This window comes from Sporosarcina ureae (genome assembly GCF_029267015.1).
In the GTDB taxonomy this organism is placed as follows: domain Bacteria; phylum Bacillota; class Bacilli; order Bacillales_A; family Planococcaceae; genus Sporosarcina; species Sporosarcina ureae_D.
The window spans coordinates 48,935-57,129 of the sequence record NZ_JARIEA010000030.1 but is presented as its reverse complement, the minus strand read 5'-3'; the positions used below and the strand labels follow the sequence as shown (position 1 = coordinate 57,129).

The 8,195-nt window shown below is 41.6% G+C and carries 7 protein-coding genes and 1 other RNA gene; 3 read left to right on the top strand and 5 right to left on the bottom strand.

Translation table 11 applies throughout. The annotated features are described in order from the left end of the window. Positions 1-218: dynamin family protein (locus Q7P97_RS04770; protein ID WP_303967284.1), on the bottom strand; the 218-nt coding region annotated here is incomplete at its 3' end. A 260-nt stretch (positions 219-478) separates the two neighbouring features. On the opposite strand from Q7P97_RS04770, the gene Q7P97_RS04765 reads away from it, so the two are divergent. After that, the gene (locus tag Q7P97_RS04765; RefSeq protein ID WP_085428853.1) at positions 479-937 is read left to right on the top strand and encodes a chemotaxis protein CheX; all 459 of its coding nucleotides are present in this window, start codon (positions 479-481) and stop codon (positions 935-937) included. 59 nt (positions 938-996) lie between these two features. Here the strand turns inward: Q7P97_RS04765 and Q7P97_RS04760 are convergent, their stop codons facing one another. From Q7P97_RS04760 to rnpB, 3 genes are all read right to left on the bottom strand, one after another. Further along, entirely contained in the window at positions 997-2,898 is a 1,902-nt protein-coding gene (locus tag Q7P97_RS04760; protein WP_303967279.1) for an ATP-dependent DNA helicase, read from the bottom strand. A gap of 62 nt (positions 2,899-2,960) precedes the next feature. After that, a complete protein-coding gene (locus Q7P97_RS04755; protein ID WP_303967276.1) occupies positions 2,961-4,088 on the bottom strand; it encodes a THUMP domain-containing class I SAM-dependent RNA methyltransferase in 1,128 nt (375 codons plus the stop codon). A gap of 141 nt (positions 4,089-4,229) precedes the next feature. Further along, an RNA gene (gene rnpB / locus Q7P97_RS04750) (RNase P RNA component class B) lies at positions 4,230-4,605 on the bottom strand. A gap of 245 nt (positions 4,606-4,850) precedes the next feature. On the opposite strand from rnpB, the gene Q7P97_RS04745 reads away from it, so the two are divergent. Beyond that, positions 4,851-7,115: an ATP-binding cassette domain-containing protein gene (locus Q7P97_RS04745; RefSeq protein ID WP_303967272.1), complete on the top strand. Its 2,265-nt coding sequence runs from the start codon at positions 4,851-4,853 to the stop codon at positions 7,113-7,115. A gap of 33 nt (positions 7,116-7,148) precedes the next feature. Beyond that, positions 7,149-7,814 carry a DNA-3-methyladenine glycosylase family protein gene (locus Q7P97_RS04740; protein ID WP_303967269.1) on the top strand — a complete coding sequence of 222 codons (666 nt, stop codon included), beginning with the start codon at positions 7,149-7,151 and terminating at the stop codon, positions 7,812-7,814. A 62-nt stretch (positions 7,815-7,876) separates the two neighbouring features. On the opposite strand, the gene gpsB is transcribed toward Q7P97_RS04740, so the two are convergent. Further along, complete coding sequence (gene gpsB / locus Q7P97_RS04735; RefSeq protein ID WP_083036176.1) at positions 7,877-8,176, bottom strand: cell division regulator GpsB; 300 nt, start codon at positions 8,174-8,176, stop codon at positions 7,877-7,879. Between the last annotated feature and the right edge of the window lie 19 nt (positions 8,177-8,195).

The window sequence follows — 8,195 nt, the reverse complement described above, 5'->3', positions numbered from 1 at the left end:
GGAATCGGACTGGATGGTAAAAGATCATCACCTGTCAATGCGTTGATTGTCGAAGATTTTCCTGCCGAAAAGTGTCCGGCAAAAGCAATCGTATATTCTTTGTCGATTATTTTATTAGCAAGTAACGTCGTTTTTGCTTTACGTTCATCGTCTTCATTATTTGAGAAAATTTGTCCATATGTAGCAGTTTGCTGTAAAAATTCATGGTTTGTAGACATAATCGTCGTCCTTTCAATTTAAACTCATCTCATCATACCATTAATGCGTGAAAAAATAGATAGTTACTTTAGAAGATTGATTATTTAGAGGGCGAAAGCAATAAGTACCTCATTTGAACTTAAACGAAAAATAGATAAACAGGAAGAATCATAAGGAATCATGACAGTATGACTATCTCCATCAAATTCTTCTAGTCTTTTAGGTGTGTTTGGTGATATGATTGAACTACTAACGCATTTGTGAAAGGGTGTTTCTTTAGATGGATACAGCAACAAACGTACAAAAAGTTTTGAACGCGACGATTTCATCACTCACTACTGTCGTACCACTGAAATTCCAAGTCCTCTCTCCCGCCCTTATACAACAACCATACGAACAACGTGAAATCAGTGTATTAATTGGACTGATTGGCGATATCAAAGGCCGTTTAATTGTAGAACCTACTCATTCGATTATTAGCGAAATCGGTCAAGCGATGTTTGGCATGCAAATCGAAGGAGAGATGGCCGAATCCTTCACTGGCGAGCTTGGTAATATGATTGCAGGAAATCTTTGTACCGTCTTGGAAAAAGATGAGTTGACGCTAGATATTTCACCACCGACTGTCATGACGGGCCAAACGAAATTTTATGGCTTTAAACAAGCATTTAAAATCCCAGTTAAATTTGAAGATGACCAAATCCTCAATTTATTGCTTACAATTGACGAAGAACGATAATATAAAAAAACGTGTAGATGCCGGAAAACTCCGACGTCTGCACGCTTTTTCTATTGCGATCAAGAGAACGGTACAGGAAGTACACGTTCAATGACCGGCAGCAATTCTGTATTCTCAGGTTTCATAAACAAATGAATCGAGCCATAATCATCGCTTGTTCGGATCAATCGACCAATCCCCTGTCGCAAACGCAACAGCATAAAGGGTAGATCGACTTCGTCAAACGGATCTTCCGCAAACTCTCTTCTTGCTTCAAACAATGGGTCATGTGGCGGGAATGGCAAGTCGAAGATGATGACACGCGTCAACGCATCGTTCGGCAAGTCCAAACCTTCCCAGAGATGATAGGAGAAGAAAACATTCACTTTGCGTTGCTGGAAGTCTTTCACCAATGAAGAAAGTGAACGCTCCCCTTCATACGTCACCATAACGCTCTGTTCAAGCGGTAATTGTTCGTATGCATCCATCATCGATTGCTTAGAACTAAATAACACCAATGTCTGCTCCTCAACTTCTAATAACTCGGAAAGACGTGTGACATGCTCTTCAGTAGTTCCTTGTTCCAAATGAATTTTCATAACGTTTTCGTAATCAAACGGTGAAGCGATGGAGAAGGATTGATAATCGACGATACCTAAACTGTACGCCAAATAATCAAATGATTTCTCAACTGATAAAGTGGCAGAGGAGAAGACGATCGGCATAGTCCCCGTAAATAACTTTTCTTTCAAGATAGACGTGACAAGTCTTGGCATAATCAGTAATGTACTTTCATCACGTCGATTTTCAAGCCAATCCACCGCGTCATTGTCGCCGGCAAACAATTCCATGGAATAGATATATTGCTCCAAATACTCTTCAACAATTTTTAAATCATATTCTGGAATGACATACAATTCACCTTCAAAGACAAACTCTTCAAGCAGCTCATGAGATAATGAAACAGCAGTTGCAGCGAGACTCATCATTTCTTGGTTCTTTTCGATTGTCAGGCGCTCATTGTCATTTTGAATTGCATTCGTTTTCAGCTGGGTGAAAAATAGTTCATGTGTTTCAAGCAGGTGCTCCATGAGCTGCAATGTTTTCTCACGGATACCATCGACCATAATACGCTCCAGCAAATTGATAATCGTCTGCTCTTGCACTTCATATGTCAAGGCACGCTGAGCGGAATACTCAAGCAAATGTCCTTCATCAAAGACCACCATCGAAACTTCAGGCAATAAAGGTAACTGTCCTTGTCTGACGCGCGATTCCTTAGTCCACAAATGCTCCATATAAAAGTCATGCGAGCAAATGATCAAGTCCGCAGCTTCACGGTAATGATTACGATGGATAGTTTGCCCACAACGGTTACGAATATCACAAGCCGCACACTGCATGATCGGATGATAATTAATCATTTCCCATTCTTCATCAGCCAAATAAGGATAATCCGAACGCACACCGTAAGGATATACCGACTGCAATGAACGCTCTGCATGAACAAATTCCGGTATTTGATCTTCAACTAGATCGACAAAATCTTCATTCGTCTTCATGCTAGTTTCTTCTAGACGCTTCAAACAAATATACTGATTACGCGCTTTAGCTAAACGGACGTCCACTGTCATATTCAGAGCGGTACTCAATTTTTGAATATCGCCTTCTTCTTTGATCAATTGATCGATCAGTGTTTCATCTGCACAGGAAATTACAGCTGGCTTCCCTGTATAACGCGCATAGGCAATGGCTGGCAATAAGTACGCAATCGTTTTTCCCGTACCTACTCCCGCTTCCGCAAGCAATACATTCTTTTCTTTCAGTGCTTTTTCTATTTGAAATGCCATATAAATCTGCTCATCACGGCATTCGAACCCTTTTTCTGTTAAATCATCATATAGCGTATCGCCGAGCCAATCGTTGAGAGATTCAAAAAATGTTTGACCTTTATCCAACTCAAATGGAATTTTTGTTTTCATACTGACTCCTCCTGAATGCAAGCGAAAGGAAGAGGCATCTATTCCTCTTCCTGCTCGTTTAATTATGAACGTTTTCCCCAGAACTGATACAAGTCCGTCCGAATGAATCCGTTGAATAGTTTACGTTTTTTCGTTGCACGTTTGCCGTACATCGTTTCATAGTTTTCAAGTGAAGATAAAATATATACGGACCAGGATGGATATTGTGTCATAATCTCACCAAGAACTTCTGCAATATCTTCTGCTTCTTCAACTTCACCGAGTCGTTCACCATATGGCGGATTGGCGATCAAGACGCCATTTTCTCCTTCAAGTCTCAAGTCACGCACGTCCCGTTGCTCGAATGAAATCAAATCTGTGAATCCTGCTTCCATCGCATTACGTTGTGCCACAGAGACGATATTGTGATCTACATCAAAGCCGCGAATATCAAGTTCTAAATCATACTTCGCAACGTCTTCTACTTCTTCGCGAATACGATCCCATACATCCGCTTGCATCCATGGCCATTCTTCACTTAAGAACGAACGGTTATAACCAGGAGCTAGATTTTGTCCAATCATTGCCGCTTCGATCGCGATTGTACCCGATCCACAGAACGGGTCAACAAATGGACGATTCGGGCTCCATTTTGAAAGTTTAACGAGTGCAGCAGCCATCGTTTCCTTCAATGGTGCATCCCCTTGTGCCAAACGATAGCCGCGTTTATGCAAGCCTTGGCCACTTGAGTCTATTGTCAATGTTACTGTATCTTTTAATATAGAAACTTCTAATTTAAAGAGCGGACCTGATTCGCTTAAGAATCCAGTACGTTTATAGGCGCTATTCAAACGTTCCACTATGGCTTTTTTCACGATTGCCTGACAGTCAGGTACACTGAATAATTTGGACTTGACAGATTTACCAGACACAGGGAACGCTGCATCTACTGGCAAGAACTCTTCCCATGGCAAAGCTTTCGTGCGTTCGAATAACTCATCAAATGTGAAGGCTTTAAATTCGCCCACAATAATTCGTACACGGTCGCCTACGCGCAACCACATATTCGCTCTTGCTATTGCTTCTTCGTCTCCCGAAAAATAGACTTTTCCGTTCTCTGTCTGGCATTCATAGCCAAGATCTTTTATTTCAGATGCTACGATGGATTCGAGCCCCATGGCAGCGGTTGCGACTAAATTGTATTTACTCATGTTTCAACTCTCCATTCTTTTGTTTCGGTCAATATGTCCCTTCTATCTTCAGAAAGGTATATGTATACGTTCGCTTCTATAAAAAGAAAAACTCTCCCAAAACTGTAGGAGAGCAAATTGTAAGATAAATGCCATAGAATATTCTGTAAGCCATGTTTTGTTCTTCGGTACTCAAACGGCTCGCGCCTCGTACTTGAAGTGGTAATCATCTATCTACAGACAATTGCCTGTTCCTTCCTCCATTGAATTCTTTCGGAAGAACGCCCCTACCATAATTTGGGTTTCTCACTCGTGGGGTTTACCCGTTCCACTCGACATGTTTCCATGCCGACTACGTCACTGTGGCACTTTCAGAGAATCTAGTCCATATCCGAAGACTTAGGAGTTATTCCCGCCATCAATGCAAATGCATTGCCCCGGCTTATTTTTTCACCGAGCACGAACACTACGGTCATCTCAGATCCGTGTGAGCATGGACTTTCCTCTACAACCGAAGTTGCAGCGATTACCTGAATACTCTCTATGGCACTCCTGAGTATACACCAGAACTCGAATTTACACAATGGATTCGTTTGGAAAGTGTTAGATTTAATTGTTGTTGTGAAATGTTAAGAAAATAGAGAGTGAATTGGTGAGTGGTTCGGGATTGAAGCTCCAGCATACTCCTACCTATCAATTCTTCAAATTACATAGTGTAACTTCTGTAATTTAGGGAAATCATCTAGCAGAACTACTATTTACTGTTTTGAGGAGGGCTCTTATATGAAGGAAAACAAAGATGAGATTGTTTTACGTGGATTACGAGAGAATAATTTGAAAAATATAGATATAAATTTGCCGAAGGAACAGATTACGGTGTTTACTGGCTTGTCTGGATCGGGCAAGAGTTCGGTAGTGTTTGATACGCTTGCAACGGAGAGTAGACGGCAGATGACATTGAATTACCCGCTCTACGTACGAAACCAAATGCCTCGTTATGAACGACCGCGTGCAGATTTAATGCAGCATTTGAGCCCAGTTATTGTAGTAGAGCAAAAGCCGGTTGGAGGTAATACTCGCTCAACAGTTGGGACGTATATGGACATTCATCCATTGATTCGTCTATTGTTCTCGCGTATCGGTACACCCGCAATTGGTTCGGCTACGGACTTCTCTAATCAAAGTTCATTCGGTAAATGTCCACAGTGTAATGGCTTTGGCGAAGTAGTGTACCCTGATTTGCATAAAATTATCGACTTGGACAAGTCGCTTCGAGAATACGCTGTAAAGTTTAAGCCTTTATCCCCTTCTGGATGGCAAGGTAGGTGGATGATGACCGGTGGGTTATTCGATCCCGACTTGCCAATTAAAGAGTATCCTGAAGATCAATATAATTTATTGATTTATGGACCACCTGAAGGCGAAAGAGTGTTTGCGCCATTCCACACGAAAGATGGTCCGCATGATCATGAGTGGGATGGATTATTGCCTAGATTTGTACGTCTTTATATTAATCGAGATATTACAAAACTTAAACAAACGTCACAAGAAGATGTGCTGGCGGTGTCAACACATACATTATGCCCTACTTGTGAAGGTTCAGGATTAAACCCAGAAGTGTTGAAGTCTAAAATTAACGGTTTCAATATTGCGCAATACGATAAATTGGAATTAACAGAGCTTTTGCCCGAACTGCAAAATATATCCGATCCTCTCGGCGAGTCTATCGCACGACAGGCAATTCCCAATGTACAACAACTGATTGACTTAGGTCTCGGCTATTTAAGCTTGTCTCGAAAAATGGGAACACTTTCGGGTGGCGAAGCACAACGAGTCAAAATCGCACGACATTTAGGAAGCAGTTTAAACAATATAAGTTATATTTTCGATGAGCCAAGCGCAGGTCTTCATCCAGAAGAAGTGGATATGTTAATAGGCATGCTCAAAGGTCTGAAAGCTAACCATAATACCGTCATTGTCATCGAACATGATTTATCTGTTATAAAAGTGGCAGATGAAATTGTGGAAATGGGTCCCGGTGCAGGTGCAGCAGGCGGAGAAATCGTCTATCAAGGGAAACCCGATGGATTACAGAAAGCTTCTGCACTAACAAAACTCGATCACAAATTAGAAATCAATATGCATCCACGCGAATCAAACGATCATTTTGTCGTGACGAAGGCGAATACTAACAACCTCAAAGATGTATCCATTGATATCCCTAAAAATGTTCTCGTTTCTGTCTGTGGTGTCTCAGGTTCAGGTAAAAGTTCTTTATTATTTGAAGCATTTTCGGCAAAATATCCTGACATCATTAAAGTAAGTCAAGGACGTATTGGGATCTCTAGCCGTTCTACACTCGCTACGTATATGGGAATCATGGATGATATTCGGCAAATCCTAGCGAAAGAAACAGGACAACCCGCAGGACTTTTTAGCTTTAACTCGTTAGGCGCTTGTCCTGTATGTGACGGAAAAGGGGTGACTACGCCTGACGTCGCATTTGCGGATCCGGTAACTGTTGTCTGCGAAGCCTGCGGTGGATTGCGCTATTCGGATGAAGCCCTTTCCTATGTGTACAAAGGGAAAAACATTGCAGAAATTTTAGAGTTAACAGTAGACGAAGCGAAAGAACATTTCGTTATGCCGAAAATATTAAAAAGGATGGATATGCTGGATGAAGTCGGTTTAAATTATCTCACGTTAGGACAAACGACGAGTTCATTGAGCGGTGGGGAAATACAGCGACTTAAATTGGCTAGCCACTTACAAAACGAAGGACAAATCTATCTATTAGACGAACCGTCATTAGGATTGCATATGAGTGATAATGGCAAGCTACTTGAATTGTTCCAAAGACTCGTAAACAAAGGCAATTCAGTCATAATCATTGAACATAATCTAGACTTTATCGCAGCGAGTGACTGGGTAATAGAACTCGGTCCAGGCGGAGGAAAACGAGGAGGAACGATTCTCTTCGAAGGCACACCGCAAGAGATGTTGTCTGCTGATACGCTGACGGCCAAATGGATGAAGGATGGTGTCTGATTCATTACATTTTGAAGACTAGAGGTGAACATTTTGGAAACACTTCACATAACGACAGAGGATCCAGCAGTTCAATCGATTAGCGCAAAAGATCCTAGACTGAAACAGTTGATATCGCTCATTGGCGATATTGAAATACCTTTACGAACAGATTATGTATCGTCTATCGTTCGATCCATCATCGGTCAGCAAATCTCAGTAAACGCTGCAAGTGCGATCTACGCTCGTTTGCTCGATTTACTTGGCGGGCATATCACGGTGGACGGCTTAATCATGACGTCAAAAGAACAGTTGAGAGAAGTAGGCTTGACTATGAGAAAGTCTGACTACGTCAAGGATCTTGCAGACAAAATAGCGAATGGTGATCTTGATCTACACCATATCGCATCATATGACGATGACGAGATTCTCAAACAATTAATCCATGTCAAAGGCATCGGTAAATGGACAGCCGAGATGTTTTTGATCTTATCACTTGGCCGACCAGATATACTTGCTGTAGATGACGTAGGAATCCAGCGATCTGCACAGTGGCTGTACGGAGTGGAAAAGGCGGAACGACGTCAACTACTCATTGAGAAATCGCCACTATGGGCGCCTGAACGTTCCATTGCGTCCCACTATTTATGGGAAGCCATTCATCTAGACTTCGTTCAAGAGTTTCAATCGCTAGAAGAAGTCCTCGAAACGGGAAAATGAATACATCGAAAAAGAACCGCCACTTTTTACTGTGGCGGTTCTTTCATTTCACTATCTAATTTTCACTGCTCAGGCTGAACCAATTTGTCGCCAAATACTTCTCTTTCAAGATTCGCGATGCGCTGAATGATATCAATATTCGTCGTTTGAGGAGCTGGTGTTTGAGAGCGTCTTTGAGATGAATTGACTTCTGACTTCAATCTCGTATTTTCTTCTTGTAGACGTGCGATTTCTTTTTTGAATGTTTCATAGTCTTGAATGACGTCATCCAAAAACCAGTCTACTTCTTCTTGTTTATACCCTCGAATAGCTTGCTTAAATTCTTTTTCTAAGATCGTTTTCGTATCTAGCTTTAATTCCATGACAAAACGTCCTTCCATC

Coding starts and splice junctions, on each gene's coding strand:
- Q7P97_RS04765 (WP_085428853.1), top strand. CDS start 479: ATGGATACAGCAACAAACGTACAAAAAGTTTTGAACGCGACGATTTCA.
- gpsB (WP_083036176.1), bottom strand. CDS start 8,176: ATGGAATTAAAGCTAGATACGAAAACGATCTTAGAAAAAGAATTTAAG.
- Q7P97_RS04755 (WP_303967276.1), bottom strand. CDS start 4,088: ATGAGTAAATACAATTTAGTCGCAACCGCTGCCATGGGGCTCGAATCC.
- Q7P97_RS04745 (WP_303967272.1), top strand. CDS start 4,851: ATGAAGGAAAACAAAGATGAGATTGTTTTACGTGGATTACGAGAGAAT.
- Q7P97_RS04760 (WP_303967279.1), bottom strand. CDS start 2,898: ATGAAAACAAAAATTCCATTTGAGTTGGATAAAGGTCAAACATTTTTT.